The organism is Pseudomonas farsensis (genome assembly GCF_014268805.2).
GTDB classification, from domain to species: domain Bacteria; phylum Pseudomonadota; class Gammaproteobacteria; order Pseudomonadales; family Pseudomonadaceae; genus Aquipseudomonas; species Aquipseudomonas farsensis.
This window is the reverse complement of sequence record NZ_JABWRF020000002.1, coordinates 403,843-427,982: the sequence shown is the minus strand read 5'-3', so window position 1 is coordinate 427,982 and position 24,140 is coordinate 403,843. Positions and strand designations below refer to the sequence as shown.

20 protein-coding genes are annotated in these 24,140 nt (G+C 62.4%); 14 read left to right on the top strand and 6 right to left on the bottom strand.

The window, feature by feature from the left end; all coding sequences use genetic code 11:
* Window positions 1-118 precede the first annotated feature (118 nt).
* From ycaC to HU719_RS11270, 4 genes are all read left to right on the top strand, one after another.
* Entirely contained in the window at window positions 119-748 is a 630-nt protein-coding gene (gene ycaC, locus HU719_RS11285) for an isochorismate family cysteine hydrolase YcaC (protein WP_186523461.1), read from the top strand.
* Between the two features lie 100 nt (window positions 749-848).
* Window positions 849-1,415, top strand: coding sequence for an antibiotic biosynthesis monooxygenase (locus tag HU719_RS11280; protein WP_186537452.1), 567 nt, complete (start codon window positions 849-851; stop codon window positions 1,413-1,415).
* A 44-nt stretch (window positions 1,416-1,459) separates the two neighbouring features.
* Complete coding sequence (locus HU719_RS11275) at window positions 1,460-2,278, top strand: alpha/beta fold hydrolase (protein ID WP_186523466.1); 819 nt, start codon at window positions 1,460-1,462, stop codon at window positions 2,276-2,278.
* Window positions 2,279-2,555: 277 nt separating this feature from the next.
* On the top strand, window positions 2,556-4,397 hold the full coding sequence (locus HU719_RS11270; RefSeq protein ID WP_186537454.1) for an amidohydrolase: 1,842 nt from the start codon (window positions 2,556-2,558) through the stop codon (window positions 4,395-4,397).
* 42 nt (window positions 4,398-4,439) lie between these two features.
* Here HU719_RS11270 and HU719_RS11265 read toward each other — a convergent pair whose 3' ends face one another.
* The 4 genes from HU719_RS11265 to HU719_RS11250 form a co-directional block, all read right to left on the bottom strand.
* The gene (locus HU719_RS11265; protein ID WP_186537451.1) at window positions 4,440-5,693 is read right to left on the bottom strand and encodes an OprD family porin; all 1,254 of its coding nucleotides are present in this window, start codon (window positions 5,691-5,693) and stop codon (window positions 4,440-4,442) included.
* 521 nt (window positions 5,694-6,214) lie between these two features.
* Window positions 6,215-6,529 (bottom strand): DUF2388 domain-containing protein, encoded by a 315-nt coding sequence (locus HU719_RS11260; RefSeq protein WP_186521500.1) that lies wholly within the window; start codon window positions 6,527-6,529, stop codon window positions 6,215-6,217.
* Between the two features lie 92 nt (window positions 6,530-6,621).
* Window positions 6,622-8,304, bottom strand: a complete 1,683-nt coding sequence (locus HU719_RS11255; RefSeq protein ID WP_186521509.1) for a GspE/PulE family protein — start codon at window positions 8,302-8,304, stop codon at window positions 6,622-6,624.
* 90 nt (window positions 8,305-8,394) lie between these two features.
* Window positions 8,395-8,721, bottom strand: a complete 327-nt coding sequence (locus HU719_RS11250) for an ACT-like domain-containing protein (protein WP_186521511.1) — start codon at window positions 8,719-8,721, stop codon at window positions 8,395-8,397.
* A 126-nt stretch (window positions 8,722-8,847) separates the two neighbouring features.
* On the opposite strand from HU719_RS11250, the gene HU719_RS11245 reads away from it, so the two are divergent.
* Entirely contained in the window at window positions 8,848-9,318 is a 471-nt protein-coding gene (locus tag HU719_RS11245; protein ID WP_186521545.1) for an Lrp/AsnC family transcriptional regulator, read from the top strand.
* Between the two features lie 158 nt (window positions 9,319-9,476).
* On the opposite strand, the gene HU719_RS11240 is transcribed toward HU719_RS11245, so the two are convergent.
* Window positions 9,477-10,856, bottom strand: coding sequence for a CYTH domain-containing protein (locus HU719_RS11240; RefSeq protein WP_186521513.1), 1,380 nt, complete (start codon window positions 10,854-10,856; stop codon window positions 9,477-9,479).
* Window positions 10,857-11,016: 160 nt separating this feature from the next.
* On the opposite strand from HU719_RS11240, the gene argE reads away from it, so the two are divergent.
* Both argE and argA read left to right on the top strand, forming a co-directional pair.
* Window positions 11,017-12,159, top strand: a complete 1,143-nt coding sequence (gene argE, locus HU719_RS11235) for an acetylornithine deacetylase (RefSeq protein WP_186521515.1) — start codon at window positions 11,017-11,019, stop codon at window positions 12,157-12,159.
* Between the two features lie 126 nt (window positions 12,160-12,285).
* On the top strand, window positions 12,286-13,584 hold the full coding sequence (gene argA / locus HU719_RS11230; protein WP_186521517.1) for an amino-acid N-acetyltransferase: 1,299 nt from the start codon (window positions 12,286-12,288) through the stop codon (window positions 13,582-13,584).
* A gap of 181 nt (window positions 13,585-13,765) precedes the next feature.
* Here argA and HU719_RS11225 read toward each other — a convergent pair whose 3' ends face one another.
* Entirely contained in the window at window positions 13,766-15,142 is a 1,377-nt protein-coding gene (locus HU719_RS11225; RefSeq protein ID WP_186521519.1) for a glutamine synthetase family protein, read from the bottom strand.
* A gap of 631 nt (window positions 15,143-15,773) precedes the next feature.
* Between HU719_RS11225 and HU719_RS11220 the strand changes: the two genes are divergently transcribed.
* From HU719_RS11220 to HU719_RS11190, 7 genes are all read left to right on the top strand, one after another.
* Window positions 15,774-17,132: a glutamine synthetase family protein gene (locus tag HU719_RS11220; protein ID WP_186521521.1), complete on the top strand. Its 1,359-nt coding sequence runs from the start codon at window positions 15,774-15,776 to the stop codon at window positions 17,130-17,132.
* Between the two features lie 48 nt (window positions 17,133-17,180).
* On the top strand, window positions 17,181-18,542 hold the full coding sequence (locus HU719_RS11215; RefSeq protein WP_186535060.1) for an aspartate aminotransferase family protein: 1,362 nt from the start codon (window positions 17,181-17,183) through the stop codon (window positions 18,540-18,542).
* Between the two features lie 159 nt (window positions 18,543-18,701).
* Window positions 18,702-19,799, top strand: coding sequence for a polyamine ABC transporter substrate-binding protein (locus tag HU719_RS11210; protein ID WP_186521525.1), 1,098 nt, complete (start codon window positions 18,702-18,704; stop codon window positions 19,797-19,799).
* Between the two features lie 161 nt (window positions 19,800-19,960).
* On the top strand, window positions 19,961-21,055 hold the full coding sequence (locus tag HU719_RS11205; RefSeq protein WP_186521528.1) for a polyamine ABC transporter substrate-binding protein: 1,095 nt from the start codon (window positions 19,961-19,963) through the stop codon (window positions 21,053-21,055).
* A 74-nt stretch (window positions 21,056-21,129) separates the two neighbouring features.
* Window positions 21,130-22,272 (top strand): polyamine ABC transporter ATP-binding protein, encoded by a 1,143-nt coding sequence (gene potA, locus HU719_RS11200; protein ID WP_186521530.1) that lies wholly within the window; start codon window positions 21,130-21,132, stop codon window positions 22,270-22,272.
* A 35-nt stretch (window positions 22,273-22,307) separates the two neighbouring features.
* Window positions 22,308-23,189 carry an ABC transporter permease subunit gene (locus HU719_RS11195; RefSeq protein WP_186521547.1) on the top strand — a complete coding sequence of 294 codons (882 nt, stop codon included), beginning with the start codon at window positions 22,308-22,310 and terminating at the stop codon, window positions 23,187-23,189.
* Window positions 23,186-24,079: an ABC transporter permease subunit gene (locus tag HU719_RS11190; RefSeq protein ID WP_186521532.1), complete on the top strand. Its 894-nt coding sequence runs from the start codon at window positions 23,186-23,188 to the stop codon at window positions 24,077-24,079. The genes HU719_RS11195 and HU719_RS11190 overlap by 4 nt, the downstream gene beginning before the upstream one ends.
* The last annotated feature ends 61 nt before the right edge of the window (window positions 24,080-24,140 follow it).

Sequence of the window (24,140 nt, the reverse complement as noted above, 5' to 3'; positions counted from 1 at the left end):
AAAACAGAACGCTAAAGCCAATTTTCGCAGTCTACCGCTCAAAAGGTGATGAATCTAATCTTTGCTCATCAACGCGAAACGCCCAGACCACTCTCAAAACCCTTTAGGAGCAACGACCATGACCCCCTTCAAATACAACCGCCTGAACAAAGACGACGCCGCCGTACTGCTGGTTGATCACCAGGCTGGCCTGCTGTCGCTGGTGCGTGATATCGAACCGGACCGCTTCAAGAACAACGTACTGGCGCTTGCGGACCTGGCCAAGTTCTTCAACCTGCCAACCATCCTCACCACCAGCTTCGAACAAGGCCCCAACGGCCCGCTGGTGCCGGAGCTCAAGGCGCTGTTCCCGGACGCCCCGTACATCGCCCGCCCAGGCCAGATCAACGCCTGGGACAACGAAGATTTCGTCAAGGCAGTGAAAGCCACCGGCAAGAAGCAACTGATCATCGCAGGCGTTGTAACCGAGGTCTGCGTAGCCTTCCCGGCGCTGGCCGCGCTGGAAGAAGAATTTGAAGTGTTCGTGGTCACCGACGCCTCCGGCACCTTCAACGAGATGACCCGCGACGCCGCCCACGACCGCATGAGCCGCGCCGGTGCGCAGCTGATGACCTGGTTCGGCGTGGCGTGTGAGCTGCACCGCGACTGGCGCAACGATGTCGAAGGCCTGGCGGCGCTGTGCTCCAACCACATCCCGGATTACCGCAACCTGATGACCAGCTACAACGCGCTGACTGCTGGTAAATAACCCGCGCCGGGCACCGCAGCCAGCGCAGCACACCTGTTCAATCTTCAGCCCGTGCGCCGTTGCACAGTGGATGCGGGCAAGCTCATCCCAAGGAACGCCGATGAACACCGCAACCCAAGCCAATCGCAACGTCGTGACGCTGGTGATCCAGCACAAGGTGCGCGCCCAGGGCCTGGCCCATTACGAGGCCTGGCTCAAGCGCACCGTCAGCGCCGCGCGCCATCAGCCCGGCCATCTGGATGTGAACGTGATCCGCCCCGACGACGGTGGCCGTCACTTCACCACGGTGGTGCGCTTTGCCGATGCCGCGCAGTTGCAGGCTTGGGTCAATTCCGCCGAGCGCCAGGCGCTGGTCAATGAAGTGCTGCCGCTGCTCGAAGACGGTGACCACACCCAGGTACACGACGACCCGGAGTTCTGGTTCACCCCACCGAGCACCACCGCTGCGCAGCCGCCACGCTGGAAGCAGGCGCTGCTGACCTACCTGGTGATCTGCCCGATGACCATGGTCATACCGCAACTGCTGGCACCGTTTTTCATGCGCTACCCTCAGCTGGGCGGCCCGATTACCGGCAACCTGATCGCCAACCTGTTCGTCATCCTGCCCGTGGTGTTCTACATCATGCCGTGGGTAACCCGCCGCTGCGCCAACTGGCTGCGCGGTTGAACGCTCCTTCGTAACTCACCGACCACTTTTCAGGAGATACCACTATGAGCACGCTCGTTACCCGCGATGGCACCTCGATCTATTACAAGGACTGGGGCACCGGCAAGCCGGTACTGTTCAGCCACGGCTGGCCGCTGGATGCCGACATGTGGGATTCGCAGATGGAGTACCTGGCCAGCCGCGGCTACCGCACCATTGCCTTCGACCGCCGTGGTTTCGGCCGCTCGAGCCAGCCGTGGACCGGCTACGACTACGACACCTTCGCCGACGACATCGCCCAGTTGATCGAGCACCTCGACCTGCGCGACGTCACCCTGGTGGGCTTCTCGATGGGCGGTGGCGACGTCAGCCGCTATATCGGCAAGCACGGCACGGAACGGGTGGCCAAGCTGGTGCTGCTGGGCGCAGTTACCCCGGTGTTCGGCAAGCGTGCAGACAACCCCGAGGGTGTCGATACGGCGGTGTTCGACGGTATCAAGGCTGGCTTGCGCGCCGACCGTGCGCAGTTCATCGCCGACTTTGCCACCCCGTTCTATGGCCTGAACCAAGGCCAGGCGGTATCGCAAGGCACGCAGACCCAGACGTTGAACATCGCGCTGCTGGCGTCGATCAAGGCCACCCTTGACTGCGTAAGCGCGTTCAGTGAAACCGACTTCCGCCCGGACATGGCCAAAATCGACGTGCCGACTTTGGTTATCCACGGCGATGCCGACCAGATCGTGCCGTTCGAGACGACCGGCAAAGTGGCGGCGCAGATGATCTCGGGGGCAGAGCTCAAGGTCTACAAAGGCGCACCGCACGGCTTTGCCGTGACCCATGCGCAGCAGTTGAACGAGGACCTGCTGGCGTTCCTGAAGGGCTGACATCCCTCGCGGTGGTTCGCAATGCCGAGCCACCGCGATGCGGCCACAGCCCGCACCGCACATCCATCCAATCCTGCACCCGGCGCCAACCGGCATGCTCCGCTGTTGCGCCTGCCGCATCCCGTTGGAGAACACCATGTCCCAGGACCCGAACGACAAGAGCCGCCGCCAGTTCCTCGCTACCAGCACCGTACTCGGCGCCGCCGGGGCGCTGTGGTCGGCATTGCCTTTCACCGGCGCCGCCGGTTCCGCCCATGCATCCACCCAAGGAGGCGCCATGACCGCCGATCTCATTCTGTTCAACGGCAAACTGCATACCGTTGACCGTGAAAAGCCCACCGCCACTGCCGTGGCCATCAAGGATGGACGTTTCATCGCCGTGGGCAGCGATGGCGAAGCCATGGCCCACAAGGGTGCCGCTACGCAGATCATTGACCTCAAGCAGCGCACGGTGATCCCGGGCCTTAACGACTCGCACCTGCACCTGATCCGTGGCGGGCTGAACTACAACTTGGAACTGCGTTGGGAGGGCGTCCCTTCGGTAGCCGATGCCCTGCGCATGCTCAAGGACCAGGCCGCTCGCACGCCAACCCCGCAGTGGGTGCGCGTGGTCGGTGGCTGGAACGAATTCCAGTTCGCCGAAAAACGCATGCCGACGCTTGAAGAAATCAACCAGGCCGCCCCGGACACCCCGGTGTTCCTGCTGCACCTGTATGACCGCGCACTGCTCAACCGCGCCGCGCTCAAGGCAGTTGGCTACACCAAGGACACGCCGAACCCGGCCGGCGGCGAGATCCAGCGCGACAAGTTCGGCAACCCCACCGGCATGCTGATCGCCCGCCCCAACGCGATGATCCTCTACGCAACCTTGGCCAAAGGGCCGAAGTTGCCGCTTGAATACCAGGTCAACTCGACCCGCCAGTTCATGCGTGAACTCAACCGCCTGGGCCTGACCAGCGCCATCGACGCCGGTGGCGGCTACCAGAACTTCCCCGACGACTATTCGGTGATCCAGGAGCTGGCGGACAACAACCAACTGACCGTGCGCATTGCCTACAACCTGTTTACCCAAAAGCCCAAGGAAGAGCTGGACGACTTCCGCAAGTGGACCTCCAGCGTCAAGCTGCACAGCGGCACTGACTTCCTGCGCCATAACGGCGCTGGCGAAATGCTGGTGTTCTCTGCGGCTGACTTCGAGGACTTCCTCGAGCCGCGCCCGGACCTGCCGCAAACCATGGAAGAAGAGCTGGAGCCGGTGGTGCGTCACCTGGTCGAGCAGCGCTGGCCGTTCCGCCTGCATGCCACCTACAACGAATCGATCACGCGCATGCTGGATGTATTCGAGAAGGTCAACCGCGACATCCCGTTCAATGGCCTGCCGTGGTTCTTCGACCACGCCGAAACCATCACCCCGCAGAACATCGAGCGGGTGCGGGCACTGGGCGGCGGTATCGCGATCCAGGACCGCATGGCCTTCCAGGGTGAGTATTTCGTCGACCGTTACGGCGCCAAGGCCGCCGAGAGCACCCCGCCGATCAAGCGTATGCTGGAAATGGGCGTGCCGGTCGGCGCCGGCACCGACGCGACCCGCGTCTCGAGCTACAACCCGTGGACCTCGCTGTACTGGATGGTCAGCGGCAAGACCGTCGGCGGCATGGAGCTGTACCCCGAAGGCCTGAGCCGCGACACCGCCCTGCAGCTGTTCACCCAAGGCAGCGCGTGGTTCTCCAGCGAGCAGGGCAAGAAGGGCCAGATCAAGGTGGGCCAACTGGCAGACCTGGCGGCGTTGTCGCTGGACTTTTTCAGTGTCGAAGAAGAGGCGATCAAGGGCATCGAGTCGGTATTGACCGTGGTTGACGGCAAAGTGGTGTACGCGGCGGGCGAGTTCGACCGGCTCGGCCCACCGCAGGTGCCGGTGCTGCCGGAGTGGTCGCCGGTGGCCAAGGTGCCAGGGCACTGGCGCGTGGGCACGCCTTCGCTGGCCGCTGCCGTGCACCAGTGCTCGGGGCCTTGCGGGGTGCATGCCCACAGCCATGAAAAGGCGCGGCATTCGAGCGTGCCGGTGAATGACTTCCAAGGCTTCTGGGGCGCGTTGGGCTGTTCGTGTTTCGCCTTCTGAGATGAACCGGGGCCGCATCGCGGCCCCATTTGTTTCCAGGCCTTAGAACACGCCTTTGAGTGGGTATTCGATGATCACGTACAAACGGTCGATATCGTCGCCCGCCTGCGCGTCGTTGGCGCGGTGGCTGACGTGCGACAGCGACAGGCCCAAGCCTTTGGCGCTGCCGGCCTGCACCACGTACTTGAGGTCGATGTCACGCTCCCAGTGCTCGCCGCCTTCGCCGTACTGGCCAGCGTAAGCACCGCTGCTTGGGGCGTGGCTGCCGTCGATGCCGCGTCCGCTGACATAGCGGCCCATCAGGCTCAGGCCGGGCACCCCGAAGGTTGCGAAATCAAGGTCGTAGCGCAGTTGCCACGAGCGCTCGCCGGGGCCGTTGAAGTCGGCGTACTTGATCGAGTTGGCCAGGTAGATGGAGTCACCCCCGACGAAGTCGAATGGTGTGTCGCCGCGCACCTTCTGATAGGCCAAGGTCAACGCCTGCGCGCCAAGCCGGTATTTGCCGGCCAGGCTGTAGGCGAGGGTGTCGATGTCGCCTGCGCGGGCTTTGCCGCTGTCAACGGTGCGATAGAGGTTGGCGTCCAGGCGCCAGTTGCCCTGGGCGAGGTTGAGGTTCAGGTAGCCCTGGTGCCAGGTGTCTTCAAGCTGCGAAACGAACAGCGCACCGCCCACCGGCCCCGCTGGGGCGAAGGTTGCGCCGGCAAGGCTTATGGCACGGCCACCGGTGCTGGCGCCGTAGCCTGCGAAGTCGTCATGGCTGGCGCTACTGTCCTGGTTGCTGAACGCGGTAAAACGCCCGGCCTGCAAGTGCCAGCCCGGCAGGTCGGTATTTTCCAGCAGCCAGCCGGTGGCGTATTCGGGGTGCAGGCGTTTGTCGCCGGTGTCGAAGACCGGTGTGTCTACCATCATTTCGCCGTAGTGCAGGCGTGTGTTGCCCAGGCGCAGTTTCAGTGCTGCGCCCGCGCTTGAGTAACTGGGTTCGGCCCGGCCATTGCTGTTGCGTGGCAGCAGCCCGGTCCCGGCATGGCCCCGGCCGCCGTCGAGTTTCAGGCCGACGAAACCATGGGCATCTACGCCAACCCCCAGCATGCCGTCGGTAAAGCCCGAGCGCAGTTCGCCGATGAAGCCCTGCGCCCATTCCTGGCGGTAGCTTTGGCCATTGCCGGACGGCGTGCGGTAGTCGTTGTGCAGGAAGTAGTTGCGGCTGAGCAGGGACCAACCTGCGTCGTCGGCCAGCGCAAGCGTTGGGCCGAGCGCGCACAGTGTGGCCAGCAGAGCGCGAGGGGAGAGAGGCATGGTGGCTCCGGGGATATGAGCCGGGACTGTGGGCGATCGCGCAGGAAGGGTCTTGTATGGGTGTGCTGGGCCAGCCTGTCAGGGCCTCATCGCAGGCTGTCGCCGGCTCCCACGCAGGCCGTGCTCAATCGCAACATTGCTGGTGGGACCCAATCCTGTGGGAAATGATAGAGAGTCGTGGCGAGCGGGCTTGTCCCGCGTTGGGCTGCGCAGCAGCCCTGAAAACCCAAGGGGCTGCTGCGCAGCCCAACGCGGGACAAGCCCGCTCGCCACAAGGGAGCTCGCCACAAGGAGATATGTCTAGTGGGAACAGGCTTGTACAAAACCATAGAATCTCCCACAAGGACCGAGCCCGGTCGCAATATTGAGCCCGGGCCTGGATTGCTGTGGGAGCTGGAGCTAGCCTGCGATGAGGCCCGTGGCGCGTTGCACATGACCGACGCGGGCTTGCCTCCGCGATATCCCCGGGCAAGCCCGTTACCACCCTGCCCAGCGATTTTATCTGGGCGTGCCGTTTTGGCTCACTGCGCTACGGCGTTCTTCGCCAGAATGGCATTGGCCAGTTCCATGTCGCTAGCCTGCGCACCTGGGTTGTCGGCGCGCACCTGGCGCATGGCGGCTTCCAGGTAGGGGCCACGAATCGCGCCTTCGCTGGCGACGAAGCTGCCGGCGTCATCCTGGGCGGCGGCGATCAGCTTGTGGTCCTTGAAGGTCAGGTAGGTCGAGCCGGTGGTTGCGCCCGACGAGATGACGTTGCGCCAGAACGAGTCGGCCATGGCCGAACCGACGGGGAGCGACAACACAAGGGTAGCGGCAATGGCTGCTTTGAAACGCATGATGATTCACCTCGATTGATGAGGGCGGTTGAGATGCTCCTTGGAGCTATAAACCACCCACCAAGTTCCCGCACACACGGGGCTCATGTCACTTATCCACAGACCCTCAGCACCTCTTCCAGGCTTGTCAGGCCCTGGCCGATCCGATCCTGCCCGCAACCTCGCAAGTCGCGCATGCCCTCTGCCAAAGCTTGCTGGCGCAACGCCGCAAGGTCGGCGCCGGGGTTGATCCGTTCGCGCAGGCCATTGCTGACCTTGAGCAGTTCGAAAAGCCCGGTGCGCCCGTGAAACCCGGTGCCCCGGCATAAGCTGCATGCGCCATCCCCGTGCTGCGCTGTGCCCCGGCATGCGCTGCACAAGGTACGGATCAGGCGCTGGGCCATGACGCCGATCAAGGTCGCCTTGACCAGATAACTGGCCACGCCCAGCTCCAGCAGGCGGGTGACGGCGCTACAGGCGTCGTTGGTGTGCAGCGTCGACAGCACCAGGTGCCCGGTGAGCGCCGCTTGCACGGCTACCTGGGCAGTCTCTTGGTCGCGGATTTCGCCAATCATGATGATGTCCGGGTCCTGGCGCAGCAGCGCCCGCACGCCATCGGCAAAGGTCAGGTCCAGAGCAGGTTGCACTTGCAGTTGGTTGATTGCAGGTTCCAGCCGCTCGATAGGATCTTCGATGCTGCACAGGTTGACTTGGGGCGTGGCCAGCAGGCGCAGGCTGGCATATAGCGTGCTGGTTTTACCTGAGCCGGTCGGCCCGGTCACCAGCAGGATGCCCTGGCGCTGTTGCAGCAGGGTTTTCCAGCGCTCCAGCAGCGTGCCTTGCAGGCCGAGGCAGGGCAGGGTTTCGTGCTGCTGCTGAGGGTCGAACAGGCGCAGCACGAGCTTCTCGCCAAAGGGCGTGGGCAGGGTTGAAAGGCGCAGCTCGATTTCGGCGCCGCCTGCAAGACGGCTTTTCAGGCGGCCATCCTGGGGCCTGCGTTTTTCGGCCACGTTCATTCGGCCGAGGTGCTTCAAGCGGCTGACCATGGCCAGCGTGACGCCCGCCGGGAACGCGTAGACCGAGTGCAGCAGGCCATCGATGCGCAAGCGCAGATGACCCTGCTCCCGGCGCGGCTCCAGGTGAATATCGCTGGCGCGCTGCTCGATGGCGTACTGCAGCATCCAGTCGACCACATGCACGATGTGCGCGTCGTCCGCGCAGGACTGGGCCTGGCCGGTATCCAGCTCAAGCAGTTGCTCCAGTTCGCCAAGGCGGTTGGGCTGCTGCTGGTCGGCGCCACTCACTGATTGCGCCAGGCCGAAGAACGTGGATGCCAGCTGGCGTATCTGCAACGGGCTGGCCAGCACCCGCTGCACGCGCTTGCCCAGGCTGCCGGCAAGGTCTGCCTCCCATTCACGCTGGTAGGGCTGGGCGCTGGCCACGGTGACGCTGTTGGCATCCACCGCCAGCGCCAGGATGCCGTGGCGGCGGGCGAAGGCTGCTGACATCACCGTGCTGACCTTGGGCAGGTCAACCTGTAGCGGGTCGATGTGGCGAAACGGTTGGCCAACCTGCGCGGCCAGCCACTGGCACAGGGTATCCAGGCCCAGGGCCTGACCGGGGTTTTGCAGGTCAGGCAGGGCCAACGCGGCAATCAGCTCCAGCGGGTGCTGGGCAGGGTGCAGCTTGGCCTGTGCGAGGGCCTCGAGGACTGCGTTGGTGGTGATTCGTTGCTCGGCCAGTAGCACATCAAGCAGGCGGCGCAGGTCGAGGTCGAGGGTGTCGTTGGCGAACATGGCGGCATCCTTGCCAGGAGGGAAGACCTGCAAGGCTAGCCGCAGCTGTGCACCTGCGAGCGGGCAAAGGGTTTCGGAATCTTGCCGGGTTCAGCCTGCCGCCACTTCGGCGAGGCAGGGCGTGTTCTCCAGGCTGACCTCTGCGACGCAGACCAGATTGCGCAATTTTTGTGCAATGACTTCGGCGCGGTGCCAGCTCAGTCCGCCAATGCCGATGTGCATGTCGAGCATGTCTTCGTGCTGGCTGACCTGAACGCTATGCGGGGTCAGAAACTGCAATGCGAACAGGTTCAGCACGCGGCACAGGGTGTCCGGTTCGGCCTCTGCCCGCAGGCGGTACTGCACGGTGCTGTGCGCGGTGCTGGCAGCCCAGGCGTCAAGGCGGGGTGAGGCGAGGGGGCGTTCGAGTGCGTTCATGCTGAGTCTCCGCGAAAGTGCGGAAATTGTTGCATGCCGATCCGGGTATTGTTTCGCTATGATTCAGCTAAACGACTGGGTTGGCGACCTATTCAATTCTTGAATGGCGGATTGGGTGAATTAATCATGCATGGCGAGCTGGACGCTTATGACCGACGGATTCTGGACCTGCTGCAAGAGGACGCTTCGCTGTCCAGTGCGCAGATTGCCGAGCGTGTGGGGCTTTCGCAGTCGCCGTGCTGGCGGCGGATCCAGCGTTTGAAGGAGGAAGGGGTGATTCGCGGGCAGGTGACCCTGCTTGATCGCAAGAAAGTCGGCCTCAATACGCAGATTTTTGCCGAGGTTAAGCTCAATGCCCACGGGCGTTCGAACTTTACCGAGTTCACCGACGCGATTCGCGGCTTCCCCGAGGTGCTGGAGTGTTATGTGCTGATGGGGTCGGTGGATTTCCTGCTGCGCATCGTCACCGCTGATATCGAAGCTTATGAACGCTTCTTCTTCGAAAAGCTGTCTAACGTGCCGGGTATTCAAGAGGTAAATTCGATCGTGGCACTGTCTGAAATCAAGAGCACCACCAGCTTGCCGCTTGGGCGCTAGCGGCCTTGTGTCGCGAAAGGGCTGCGAAGCGGCCCCAGGATTTCGGCATCATGCAAGATCGCCAGGGCTGCTTCGCAGCCCGTTCGCGACACAAGGCCGCTCCTACAGAGACCCCGCCCAGACGCGATATTGATGTCGGGCGCGGTTTCGCGGGCCGATCAGGCCTTGAGCAGCAATTTCCAGGCGCGGTTCTGCTCGATGGCGCGGGCTTGCTCGATGCGCGCCTCCAGCAGTTCGTCCTTCTGCTCTTCGCCCAGCGGCTGCTCGGCCAGCTCGTGCAGCTTGTTCAGCTCACCGTACAGGCGGTCCAGTTGTGGCAGCTCAAGCACCTGGCGGGCGTGGTGCAGCCAGGCCAGGATGCCTTCGATGCGCGGCAACTGCTCAGCCAGGTCTTCCGGGCGCTGCACGTACAGCGGCAGCTTCAGGGCGCGGGCTTCTTCGCCCAACTGATGCTCCAGCCAGCTGTTCAACTGCGCGTTGCCCTGACGCTCGCCACGGCCTTTGCGCTCGACGGTCCAGGCGCGGGCCGTGAGCCAGCGTGCGGTTTCCAGCGAGAACTGGCCCCAGCGCGGGTCCTGCAGCTCTTCGACGAACTGCTCGGGGGCTGCGCGGCGGATGTCTTCGTCGTCGTTACCGGCTTGTACCAGCGGGCGCCAGTCTTCCAGCAAAGCGTCGAGGCTGGTGCGCAGGGCTTTGGTGACCGGGCGCGGCGCGGCCTGGCCAAGGCTTGCGGTAATGGCGCGCAGTTCGGCCAGGCACTGCACCCAGTCCTGCAGCAGGCGCCAGTGGCCGCTGTGGCGATATTGCTCGGCCAGGCGCTGGCTGCTGCCCAGCAGTTGCCAGGCCAGCGCGGCGTAGGCGTCGTCCAGTGGCATTTCGGCGTGCAGCTCGCTGACCGGCAGGTCGAGCTGGTAGCTGCCTTCATCAAGCAGGCGGTAGCCGCGTTCGGCCTTGCTGACATCGCACGGCATCAGCGGCAGGGTTGCAGCCAGCTCGGCGGCCAGTTCAAGCAGGGCGGCAGGGTCGCCTTCGCGCAGCTCAAGCTCCAGCTCGCAGATTTCTTCCTTGCGCTTGCCGACCACCACGAAGCCCAGGTCCAGAGCGGCTTCGATGACCACTTTGGCCTTGCCGCGGCCCCAGGATATTTCGGCGTATTCGCGGGTGAAATCGGTGCTGAACAGCGGCTTGATGGTTTTTTTATCAAGCGCTGCCAGTTGCTCGGGCCAGCAGGTAGCGTCGAGCTTTTTCAGGTCGAGCTTGGCCTTTTCCAGCGGCCACTCGTATTCGTTGCGCTCGGACAGGCCGGCCACGCTCTGGCCACGGCATTTGAGCGTCTGGATGATGACCTCGCCGTCGCGGCGCAGACGCAGGGCAACACGGGCAGCGGACAGCTCACGCGCCGGGGTGTCGAAGTACTGGTTGAGCAGTTCGCGGGTCTGCCAGCCGGACTTGTTGCGCTTTTTCAGCAGGGGGTGCTCGCGCAGGGCGGCAAGGGTCTCGCGGCTGGCGCGGAGTTTGAGTTCGGTTTCTTTGTGCATCGCGGGCTCGGAAGGAAGGGCATCGTTGCCGGGCAGTCTACAGCACTTGGGCGACGAATCCTCTTAGACTGGCGCAGCCGCGCTGCCACGATAACGCCACCGGTTGCCCTATCAAGCGCCTCCATGGTTATGATGCCCCTTGCTTTAGGGGAGCCCGCGCATGCCGTTGCCATCGCTGAAAGACCAGTTCGCCGCCCTGATCGGCGCCCCATCGGTGAGCTGCACCCAGCCTGCGCTGGACCAGTCCAACCGCCCGGTCATCGACCTGCTGGCCGGCTGGTTGGGCGACCTGGGCTTTACCTGTGAAATCCAGCAGGTCACCCCTGGCAAATTCAACCTGCTCGCCAGCCGTGGCACTGGCCCTGGCGGCCTGGTGCTGGCCGGGCACAGCGATACGGTGCCGTTCGACCCGCAACTGTGGGCCAGCGACCCGCTCAAGCTCACCGAGGTCGATGGCCGCTGGGTCGGTTTGGGCAGCTGTGACATGAAAGGCTTCTTTGCCTTGGTGATCGAGGCCATAACGCCGCTGCTTGAGCACGACTTCAAGCAGCCGCTGCTGATTCTGGCCACCTGCGATGAAGAAAGCTCGATGTCCGGCGCCCGTGCCTTGGCCGAAGCCGGCCAGCCACTCGGGCGGGCGGCGGTGATTGGCGAACCTACCGGGCTCAAGCCGATCCGCATGCACAAGGGCATCCTCATGGACCGCATCGACATCCTTGGGCGTAGCGGCCATTCCTCGGACCCGAATCTGGGCCGCAGCGCCATGGAGGCGATGCACGCGGTGATGGGCGAACTGATGGGCCTGCGCCGTGACTGGCAGGCCAAATACAGCAACCCGCAGTTCACCGTGCCCACCCCGACGCTGAACTTCGGCTGCATCCACGGCGGCGACAACCCCAACCGCATCTGCGGCCAGTGCGCCCTGGAGTTCGACCTGCGCCCCCTTCCGGGCATGGATGCCGAGCCCCTGCGTGCGGCCATTCGCAGCAAGCTGGCGCCTTTGGCCGAGCGGTTCGAGGTGCAGATCGACTACGCCCCGCTGTTCCCCGAGGTGCCCTCGTTCGAAGAGGCGGCAGATGCAGAACTGGTACTGCTGGCCGAACGATTGACCGGCCATCGCGCTGAAGCGGTGGCCTTTGGCACCGAAGCGCCTTATCTTCAGCAGCTTGGCTGCCAGACCATCGTGCTCGGCCCAGGCGACATTGCCTGCGCCCACCAGCCTGGCGAATACCTTGAAATGTCACGTATCGAGCCTACCGTGCGTCTATTGCGTGATCTTGTCCGGCACTATTGCCTGGGCTAAACGTCCATTGACCTGATTCGTTGTTTGCCTAAAGGAGACCGCGCGTGACCGCAAGCCTGTACCGACGATGACTTTCGAACGTTGTGCGCCTTTTCGTTCTCCGTTCACTTATCCACAGGCCTTGTCATGCCCGATTACGTCAACTGGCTGCGCCATGCTTCTCCGTACATCAACGCCCACCGCGACTGCACTTTTGTGGTCATGCTCCCCGGTGATGGCGTCGACCATCCGAATTTCGGCAATATCGTCCACGACCTGGTGCTGTTGCATAGCCTTGGCGTGCGCCTGGTCCTGGTTCACGGCTCCCGCCCGCAGATCGAAAGCCGCCTGGCGGCTCGGGGCCTGACGCCGCATTACCATCGCGGCCTGCGCATCACCGATGCCGCGACCCTCGATTGCGTGATCGATGCCGTTGGCGCCTTGCGCCTGGCCATCGAGGCGCGCCTGTCGATGGACATCGCTGCCTCGCCAATGCAGGGTTCGCGCCTGCGCGTGGCGTCCGGCAACCTGGTTACCGCACGGCCGATCGGCGTGCTGGAAGGGGTCGACTACCACCACACTGGCGAAGTGCGCCGCGTGGACCGCAAAGGCATCAGCCGGCTGCTGGATGAGCGCTCCATCGTGTTGTTGTCGCCACTGGGCTACTCGCCCACAGGCGAGATTTTCAACCTCGCCTGTGAAGACGTTGCCACCCGCGCGGCCATCGAGCTTGGCGCCGACAAACTGCTGCTGTTTGGCGCCGAGTCGGGGCTGCTGGATGAGCGCGGGCAACTGGTGCGCGAACTGCGCCCGCAACAGGTCGCCCCGCACTTGCTGCGCCTGGGCAGCGATTACCAGGCCGAGTTGCTCGATGCTGCCGCCGAAGCCTGCAAGGGCGGTGTGGCGCGTAGCCATATCGTCAGTTATGTCGAAGACGGCGCGCTGCTCAACGAGCTGTTCACCCGTGGTGGTGGTGGCACGCTGGTGTCGCAGGAGCAGTTCGAGGTGGTGCGCGAGGCGACCATCGAGGATGTCGGCGGCTTGCTCGACTTGATCAGCCCGCTTGAAGAGCAGGGCATTCTAGTGCGCCGTTCGCGCGAGGTGCTGGAGCGTGAGATCGAGCAGTTCAGTGTGGTCGAGCGCGAGGGCATGATCATCGCTTGCGCTGCGCTGTACCCGATTGCTGATTCCGAAGCCGGCGAGCTTGCGTGCCTGGCGGTGAACCCTGAGTACCGCCATGGCGGGCGCGGTGACGAATTGCTCGAACGCATCGAAACGCGGGCGCGCAAGCTTGGGTTGAATACGCTGTTCGTGCTTACCACGCGCACTGCGCACTGGTTCCGTGAACGCGGCTTCTTGCCCAGTGGTGTGGAGCGGCTGCCGGCAGCGCGGGCTTCGCTGTACAACTTCCAGCGCAATTCGAAGATTTTCGAGAAAGCTTTGTAACCCACCTGCGCGGTGTAGGAGCGGCCTTGTGTCGCGAAAGGGCCGCAGAGCGGCCCCGGTGATTTGTATTTCAAGCTAAGGACTGGGGCGCTACGCACCCCTTTCGCGACACAAGGCCGCTCCTACATCCGCAGGCAGTTTGGCCAACGAAAAACGCCGCCCTTGTGGGCGGCGTTTTTGCTTACACGGTGTGCAGGTACCAGTTGTACTCAAGGTCGGAGATCGAATGCTCGAACTCCTCAAGCTCACTTTCCTTGCACGCGACAAAGATGTCGATGTACTTCGGATCGATGTACTTGTTGAGGATTTCGCTGTCGTCCAGCTCGCGCAGGGCATCGCGCAGGTTGTTCGGCAGGCTCTGGTCCAACTGCTCGTACGAGTTGCCGGCAATCGGCTCGCCCGGCTCGACCTTGTTGGTCAGGCCATGGTGAACGCCGGCAAGCACCGCAGCCATCATCAGGTACGGGTTGGCATCGGCGCCGGCCACACGGTGCTCCAGGCGCACGGCGTCTGCAGAACCGGTGGGCACACGCAGCGCCACGGTGCGGTTGTCCAGGCCCCAGCTCGGTGCGTTCGGCACATAGAACTGCGCGCCGAACCGGCGGTACGAGTTGACGTTGGGGCACAGGAACGCCATGGAGGCGGGCAGGGTCTCGAGCACACCGCCGACAGCGTGACGTAGCGCGGCGTTCTGCTCGGGATCCTCGCTGGTGAAGATGTTGTGGCCATCTTTGTCCAGCACGGAAATGTGTACATGCAGGCCGTTGCCTGCCTGGCCCGGGTAGGGCTTGGCCATGAATGTGGTGTCCATTTCATGGTCGTAGGCGATGTTCTTGATCAGCCGCTTGAGCAGCACTGCATAGTCGCAGGCCTTGAGCGGGTCCGGCACGTGGTGCAGGTTGACTTCGAACTGCGCCGGGGCGCTTTCCTTGACGATGGCGTCGGCCGGAATGCCTTGTTCCTTGGCGCCTTCGAGGATGTCCTGCAGGCAGTCGGCATATTCGTCTAGGTCGTCGATCAGGTACACCTGGGTGGACTGCGGACGCTTGCCCGAAATCGGCGAGCGCGGCGGCTGCGGACGGCCGTTCACGTTTTCCTGGTCGATCAGGTAGAACTCAAGTTCGAACGCGGCGCAGATGGTCAGGCCCATGTCGTCGAACTTGCTCACCACCTGGCGCAGGACTTCACGCGGGTCGGCAAAGAACGGCTGGCCTTCGATCTCGTGCATGGTCATCAGCAGTTGCGCGGTGGGGCGCTTCTGCCACGGCTCGTTGCAGAGGGTGTCCGGGATCGGGTAGCAGATGCGGTCGGCATCGCCGATGTCCAGGCCAAGCCCTGTGCTTTCGACGGTCGAGCCGTTGATGTCCAGGGCAAAGAGAGAGGCGGGGAGGTTGATGCCCTTTTCGTAAACCTTGTGGAGGCTGGTGCGCTCTATGCGCTTGCCGCGCACCACACCATTCATATCTGCAATCAGAAGGTCAACGTAGAGAACCTCAGGATGTTCCTTAAGGAACGCGTTCGCTTCGTTAAGCTGAACGGCACGCGGGGGTACCGACATGATGCAACACCTTTGTTGTTAAAAATATCAATCAAGGGGGGCTTGCAACCCCAGTCAATCGGAAAGACCAGTTGAAGTCAAGCCAGCCCCCTGACGCCCTTAAATGGCACATCTACGGCAGATTTGCTGCATATCGGGGCGTCGCATTATCCGCTATTTTCGTGCTGAAGGGTTATCTGGCGCGGGGCGTCCTTTATTTTTTACGGGGGTGTTGTGTAAAAAAATGAACAAGGCTAAGCTCGGTCGCAACCCAGAACACAATAATACGAGGGTCACATGGTCTGCCTGTCGAGGCCTGAAAACGCCGCCTGCACGGTGCGCTCAGGCATATCTCCCGGTTACCGTCCGGTCATTGCATGCTTGCAACAATGCGTTGCTAGCCTGGCCGCAATAATTGACGGTTTGCACCCACGCGCCATGCCTCGTAACGCTTTACTGCACGTTTTCCTTTCTTTCTGCCCTACGCTTTCACTGTGGACACGCCTTTGCCGGCTGTATCTGCTGTGGTCCTGCGCGAGGGCTTTTGCTTTAGCCAAGCACTCCCTCCAGAATCAGGACGTGGGCCTTCCCAGGCCCCGCGGCGCGCTGTGCGCCGAACTTGAACCGCGCCACACTGCCTCCTGAGGTATTTATGAGTAACAACCTCGACCAGCTCACCGATTGGTTGAAAGAGCACAAGATCACCGAAGTGGAATGCCTGATCAGCGACCTGACCGGTATCACCCGCGGCAAGATCTCGCCGACCAACAAGTTCATCGCCGAAAAAGGCATGCGCCTGCCCGAGAGCGTGCTACTGCAGACCGTGACCGGCGATTACGTCGACGATGACATCTATTACGAACTGCTCGACCCGGCCGACATCGACATGATCTGCCGCCCCGACGAGAACGCGGTGTTTCTCGTGCCTTGGGCCATCGAGCCGACTGCCCAGGTGATCCACGACACCTACGACAAGAAGGGCAACCCGGTCGAACTGTCGCCGCGCAACGTGCTGAAAAAGGTACTCAAGCTGTACGCCGAAAAAGGCTGGCAGCCGATTGTCGCGCCGGAGATGGAGTTCTACCTGACCAAACGCGCCGAAGACCCGGACTTCCCATTACAGCCGCCGGTTGGCCGCTCCGGGCGCCCGGAAACCGGCCGCCAGTCGTTCTCCATCGAAGCGGCCAACGAATTCGACCCGCTGTTCGAGGATGTCTACGACTGGTGCGAACTGCAGAACCTGGACCTCGACACGCTGATCCACGAGGACGGCACCGCGCAGATGGAAATCAACTTCCGTCACGGTGACGCCCTGCACCTGGCCGACCAGATTCTGGTGTTCAAACGCACCATGCGAGAGGCCGCACTCAAGCACAACGTGGCCGCAACCTTCATGGCCAAGCCCATGACCGGTGAGCCAGGCAGCGCCATGCACCTGCACCAGAGCGTGGTCGATGCCGCCACTGGCAAGAACATCTTCAGCAACGAAGACGGCAGCATGAGCGAGCTGTTCCTCAATCACATCGGTGGCCTGCAGAAGTTCATCCCCGAGGCATTGCCGCTGTTCGCGCCTAACGTCAACTCGTTCCGCCGCTTCCTGCCCGATACCTCGGCGCCGGTAAACGTGGAGTGGGGCGAAGAAAACCGCACCGTCGGCCTGCGCGTACCGGATGCCGGCCCGCAGAACCGCCGCGTCGAAAACCGTCTGCCGGGCGCTGACGCCAACCCGTACCTGGCCATTGCCGCGAGCCTGCTGTGCGGCTACATCGGCATGGTCGAGGGCATTGCAGCCAGTGCGCCGGTACAGGGCCGTGGTTACGAGCGGCGCAACCTGCGCCTGCCGCTGACCATCGAGGACGCCCTTGAGCGCATGGAAGTCAGCCGCGCACTCGAGCAGTACCTGGGCAAGAAGTTCATCACCGGCTACGTCGCGACCAAGCGCGCCGAACACGAGAACTTCAAGCGCGTGATCAGCTCCTGGGAGCGTGAGTTCCTGCTGTTCGCGGTGTGATCAACCCTAGGGCCGCCTGCGGGCGGCCAGCCGAAACTGGAGAGGCAGATGAGCGTCGTCAACCCGCAAACCCGTGAATGGCAGGCCCTGAGCGGCGACCACCACCTGGCCCCGTTCAGCGACTACAAACAGCTGAAGGCCAAGGGGCCGCGCATCATCACCAAGGCCCAGGGCGTGCATTTGTGGGACAGCGAGGGGCACAAGATCCTCGACGGCATGGCCGGGCTGTGGTGCGTGGCGGTGGGGTATGGCCGCGAAGAACTGGTGCAGGCCGCCGAGAAGCAGATGCGCGAGCTGCCCTACTACAACCTGTTCTTCCAGACTGCCCACCCACCAGCGTTGGAGCTTGCCAAGGCGATCACCGACCTGGCCCCTGCGGGCATGAGCCATGTGTTCTTCACCAGTTCCGGCTCCGAAGGCAACGACACGGTACTGCGCATGGTGCGGCATTACTGGGCGCTGAAGGGCAAGCCGAACAAGCAGACGATTATTGGCCGGGTCAACGGCTACCACGGCTCCACCGTCGCTGGCGCAAGCCTGGGCGGCATGAGTGGCATGCACGAGCAGGGCGGCCTGCCGATTCCCGGCATCGTGCATATCCCCCAGCCATACTGGTTTGGCGAGGGCGGCGACATGGCCCCGGATGCCTTCGGCGTCTGGGCGGCAGAACAGCTTGAAAAGAAGATTCTCGAAGTCGGCGAAGACAACGTCGCCGCTTTTATTGCCGAGCCGATCCAGGGCGCCGGCGGGGTGATCATTCCACCCGACACTTACTGGCCGAAGGTCAAAGAGATCCTCGCCAAGTACGACATCCTGTTTGTCGCTGACGAAGTGATCTGCGGTTTTGGCCGCACCGGCGAATGGTTCGGCTCTGATTACTACGGGCTGCAGCCTGACCTGATGACTATCGCCAAGGGCCTGACCTCCGGTTACATCCCCATGGGCGGTGTGATCGTGCGTGACAAAGTGGCCCAGGTGCTCAGCGAAGGCGGCGACTTCAACCATGGCTTCACCTATTCCGGCCACCCGGTGGCTGCGGCGGTGGGGCTGGAAAACCTGCGCATCCTGCGTGACGAGCGCATCGTCGAGAAGGCGCGCAGTGAAGTGGCACCCTACTTGCAAAAACGACTGCGTGAGCTGCAGGACCACCCTCTGGTGGGCGAAGTGCGCGGTCTTGGGCTGCTCGGTGCAATCGAGCTGGTCAAGGACAAGGCCTCCCGCAGCCGTTACGAAGGCAAAGGCGTGGGCATGCTGTGCCGCAACTTCTGCTTCGATAACGGCCTGATCATGCGCGCGGTCGGTGACACCATGATCATCGCGCCGCCGCTGGTGATCAGCCACGCCGAGGTAGATGAACTGGTGGAAAAGGCGCGCAAGTGCCTTGATCTGACCCTGGAAGCGATCAGATAACGGTCTGCTAGGCTGGCGAGGTGACATTAAGTCGTTACAAGGGGCGGCTTTCCTTGATACGGCGCCGTGTAACTTGCCAGACTAACGGCTGTTTCAGTCGCCCAGCAGGTGTCCTGGCTGCTGAACAGATGGCTTGATAATAATTCTGGAGCATTACGCATGAAGAAAATGGGCAAGACGCTGCTGGCCGCGGCCCTGATGGGTGCCATGGCGACCGCTGTTCAGGCTGAAGACAAGGTGTTGAACGTCTACAACTGGTCGGACTACATCGCGCCGGACACCATCGCCAAGTTCGAGAAACAGTCGGGTATCAAGGTCAAGTACGACGTCTTCGACAGCAACGAAACCCTCGAAGCCAAGTTGCTGGCCGGCAAGTCCGGTTACGACATCGTGGTGCCGTCCAACAACTTCCTGGCCAAGCAGATCAAGGCCGGCGTCTACCAGGAGCTGGACCGCTCCAAGCTGGCCAACTGGAAGAACCTCGACGAAGACCTGCTCAAGGCCGTGGGCGATGCCAGCGACCCGGGCAACAAGTACGCCTTCCCCTACATGTGGGGTTCGATCGGCATCGGCTACAACCCGGAGAAGGTCAAGGCTGCCCTGGGCGTGGACAAGATCGACTCGTGGGACGTGGTGTTCAAGCCTGAGAACATCGCCAAGCTCAAGAGCTGCGGCGTGAGCTTCCTCGATGCGCCGACCGAAATGCTCCCGGCCGCGCTGCACTACCTGGGCCTGCCGACCAACTCCACCAAGAAAGAAGACCTCAAGGCCGCCGAGGACCTGTTCCTCAAGATCCGTCCTTCGATCACCTACTTCCACTCCTCCAAGTACATTGGCGACCTGGCCAACGGCAACATCTGCGTAGCCGTCGGTTACTCGGGTGACTTGGAGCAGTCCAAGGCCCGCGCCCACGAAGCCGGCGACAAGGTCAAGCTGGACTACGTGATTCCGAAGGAAGGTGCCGGCACCTTCTACGACATGGTCGCCATCCCGAAAGATGCCGAGCATAAAGAAGCCGCCTACAAGTTCATGGATTTCCTGCTGCAACCGGAAGTCATGGCCGAAATCACCAACGCCGTACGTTTCCCGAACGGCAACAAGGCCGCGACCCAGTTTGTCGACAAGGACATCACCGGCGACCCAAGCATCTATCCACCGGCTGAAGTGAAAAAGCAGCTGTACGCCATTGCAGCGCCAGAAGCTGCCGTACAGCGCGTCATCACCCGCAGCTGGACCAAGATCAAGTCGGGCAAGTAAGCCTGATGCGACGCCCTCTGCGCCGGGCTTTTCCGGCCAGGGGGCAGTTTGCGGCAAATAAGTTTGCGGCATCCACGCCGTGACGGTAAGTTGCGCGCCGGTTTTGCGTTAGCGGCCAGTTAGTCCCGCCCGCAAAGGCACTGATTGTGAGGACCATCCACTTGTCTACTTCCCTTTATCGCAAGGCCTTGATGGCTGGAGCGGGTCTGACGCTGGCATGCAGCGTCCAAGCGGCGCCCACGGTGCATTTCTATAACTGGTCCGACTACGTCGGCCCGACCACACTGGCGGATTTCGAGAAAGAAACCGGTATCAAGCCGGTACAGGATGTTTTCGACTCCAACGAAACCCTGGAAGGCAAACTGCTGGCCGGTAACACCGGCTATGACGTGGTGGTGCCGTCCAACCATTTCCTGGGCAAGCAGATCAAGGCGGGCGCCTTCCAGAAGCTCGACAAGACGCTGCTGCCCAACTATTCCAACCTCGACCCGGCGCTGATGAAGCGCCTGGAGAAGAACGACCCCGGCAACCTGTATGCCGTGCCGTATCTATGGGGCACCAATGGCATCGGTTACAACGTCGAGAAGGTCAAGGCCGCGCTGGGCGTCGATACCATCGACTCCTGGGCGGTGTTGTTCGAACCCGAGAACATGAAAAAGCTGTCCAAGTGCGGCGTGGCGTTTCTCGATTCGGCGGACGAAATGCTCCCGGCGGTGCTCAACTACATGGGGCTCGACCCCAACAGCAGCAACCCCAAGGACTACGCCAAGGCCGAGCAGAAGCTGCTGGCAGTGCGCCCGTATGTGACTTACTTCCACTCCTCCAAATACATCACCGACCTGGCCAACGGCGACATCTGCGTCGCGGCGGGTTTCTCGGGTGATGTGTTCCAGGCCAAGGCTCGCGCTGAAGAAGCCAAGAAGGGCGTGAACCTGGCCTACGCCATTCCCAAGGAAGGCGGCAACCTCTGGTTCGACGTGCTGGCGATCCCCAAGGATGCCAAGAACGTCAAGCAGGCCCACGCCTTCATCAACTATTTGCTGAAACCTGAGGTTATTGCCCAGGTCAGTGATTACGTCGGTTACGCCAACCCGAACCCCAAGGCTGGCGACCTGATGGACCAGGCCGTAAGGACTGACGCCGCGGTTTACCCACCGCAGGAAGTGCTGGACAAAATGTTCGTCAACGCCGAGTTGCCACCCAAGGTGCAACGTCTCATGACCCGCAGCTGGACCAAGGTCAAGTCGGGCAAGTAACAACACTCAGGCCCGCCAAGGCCCTTGCGTGAGCGCGCCGGGCGGGCACATAAATCTTGTTGGGAGTTTCACTCATGGCAGTTGCCTCCGGTGCCTATAAGAAAGCCCTCGAGGGTGGCCAGCAACCCAAGCAGGTGCTGGTCAAGATCGACCGGGTTACGAAGAAGTTCGACGAAACCATCGCCGTGGACGATGTGTCCCTGGAAATCCGCAAGGGCGAAATCTTCGCCCTGCTCGGTGGCTCCGGTTCCGGCAAGTCCACCTTGCTGCGCATGCTGGCAGGCTTCGAGCGCCCGACCGAAGGGCGGATTTTCCTCGATGGCGTCGACATCACCGATATGCCGCCCTACGAGCGGCCGATCAACATGATGTTCCAATCCTATGCGCTGTTCCCGCACATGACCGTGGCGCAGAACATCGCCTTCGGTCTGCAGCAGGACAAGATGCCCAAGGCCGAGATCGACGCCCGCGTGGCCGAGATGCTCAAGCTGGTGCACATGAGCCAGTACGCCAAGCGCAAGCCGCATCAGTTGTCCGGCGGCCAGCGTCAGCGTGTGGCCCTGGCCCGTTCGCTGGCCAAGCGCCCCAAGCTGCTGCTGCTCGATGAACCGATGGGCGCGCTGGACAAGAAACTGCGTTCGCAGATGCAGCTTGAGCTGGTAGAGATCATCGAGCGCGTGGGCGTGACCTGCGTGATGGTCACCCACGACCAGGAAGAGGCCATGACCATGGCCCAGCGCATCGCCATCATGCACCTGGGTTGGATCGCCCAGATCGGCTCGCCGGTGGACATCTACGAGACCCCCACCAGCCGCCTGGTGTGCGAGTTCATCGGCAACGTCAACCTGTTCGAAGGTGAAGTGATCGACGACGCCGAAGGCCACGCGCTGATCGCAAGCCCCGAGCTTGAGCGCAAGATCTACGTCGGCCACGGCGTGAGCACGTCGGTGGAAGACAAGCACATCACCTATGCCCTGCGCCCGGAAAAAATGCTGGTCACCACCACCCAGCCTGACTTCGAGCACAACTGGTCGCGCGGCAAGATCCACGACATCGCCTACCTGGGCGGCCACTCGGTGTTCTACGTGCAACTGCCCAGCGGCAAGATCGTCCAGTCGTTCGTGGCCAACGCCGAACGCCAGGGCACCCGGCCGACCTGGGACGATGAAGTGTTCGTGTGGTGGGAAGACGACAGCGGCGTGGTACTGCGGTCATGAAAGTTCGCAAGCTCAAGCGAGCCTTCCAGCGCCTTATCCCAGAGGGGCGGCATGTGGTGATCGGCGTGCCGTTCATCTGGCTGTTCCTGTTCTTCATGCTGCCGTTCTTCATCGTGTTGAAGATCAGCTTTGCCGAAGCCGACGTTGCGATTCCGCCGTACACCGAGATCTACACCTTCGTCGAAAGCAAGATCCAGCTGGTGCTGAACCTTGCCAACTACGGCCTGTTGACCGAAGACGAGCTGTACCTGGCGGCCTATCTGGGCTCGCTGAAAATGGCATTCTTCAGCACGCTGTTGTGCCTGCTGATCGGCTACCCGATGGCCTATGCCATCGCCAACGCGCGCAAGGAGTCGCAGACGGTTCTGCTGCTGCTGATCATGATGCCGACCTGGACCGCGATCCTGATCCGCGTGTATGCCTGGATGGGCATTCTCAGCAACAACGGGCTGCTCAACAGCTTCCTGATGTGGCTGGGGCTGATCGATCAACCGCTGCAGATTCTGAATACCAACCTGGCGGTGTATATCGGCGTGGTCTATTCGTACCTGCCGTTCATGATCCTGCCGCTGTATGCAAACCTGGTAAAACACGACCAGAGCCTGTTGGAAGCTGCGTCCGACCTGGGTTCGAGCACGTTCAACAGCTTCTGGAAAATCACCGTGCCGCTGTCGAAAAACGGCATCATCGCCGGCTGCATGCTGGTGTTCATCCCGGTGGTGGGCGAGTTCGTCATCCCTGAACTGCTGGGCGGCCCGGAAACCCTGATGATCGGCAAGGTGCTGTGGCAGGAGTTCTTCAACAACCGTGACTGGCCGGTGGCTTCGGCGCTCGCCGTGGTAATGCTGGCGATCCTGATTGTGCCGATCCTGCTGTTCAACCGCAGCCAGGCCAAAGAAATGGAGGGCCGCGCATGAAACGCTTCAGTTTCTCCAAGCTGATGCTGGTGCTCGGCTTGCTGTTCATCTACCTGCCGATGCTGATCCTGGTGATCTACTCGTTCAACGCCTCGAAGCTGGTGACGGTGTGGGGTGGCTGGTCGATCAAGTGGTATGTCGGCCTGCTCGACAACACCCAACTGATGGGTTCGGTGATGCGCTCGCTGGAGATCGCCCTGTACACGGCGGTCGCTGCGGTGGCGCTGGGCACCTTGGCAGCGTTCGTGTTGACCCGGGTTACCCGCTTCAAGGGCCGCACGCTGTTCGGCGGCCTGGTCACCGCGCCGCTGGTGATGCCAGAGGTGATCACCGGTCTGTCGCTGTTGCTGCTGTTCGTGGCCATGGCGCAGATGATCGGCTGGCCGCAGGAGCGTGGCATCGTCACCATCTGGATCGCCCACACCACGTTCTGCGCGGCTTATGTGGCGGTGGTGGTGTCGGCGCGGCTGCGTGAACTGGACCTGTCCATCGAAGAAGCCGCCATGGACCTGGGCGCCAAGCCATGGAAGGTGTTCTTCCTGATCACCATCCCGATGATTGCGCCGTCGCTGGCAGCGGGCGGCATGATGTCGTTTGCCCTGTCGCTGGATGACCTGGTACTGGCAAGCTTCGTATCCGGCCCAGGCTCGACCACGTTGCCGATGGAAGTGTTCTCGGCTGTACGCTTGGGCGTCAAGCCTGAAATCAACGCCGTGGCCAGTTTGATCCTGCTGTCGGTGTCGCTGGTGACATTCCTGGTCTGGTTCTTCAGCCGCCGCGCCGAAGAGCGCCGCCGCAAGGCGATTCAGCAGGCTATCGAGGAAGGTGCCGTGGCCAACGCTGGCCAGGCGCAAAGCCGCCGCCCGGCCCAGGCTGTCAGCCAGGTCTGAGGCAGCTCATCGATGGGTAAACGGCCCTGCAAGGCCCTGCACTGTGCAGGGCCTTGCAGGG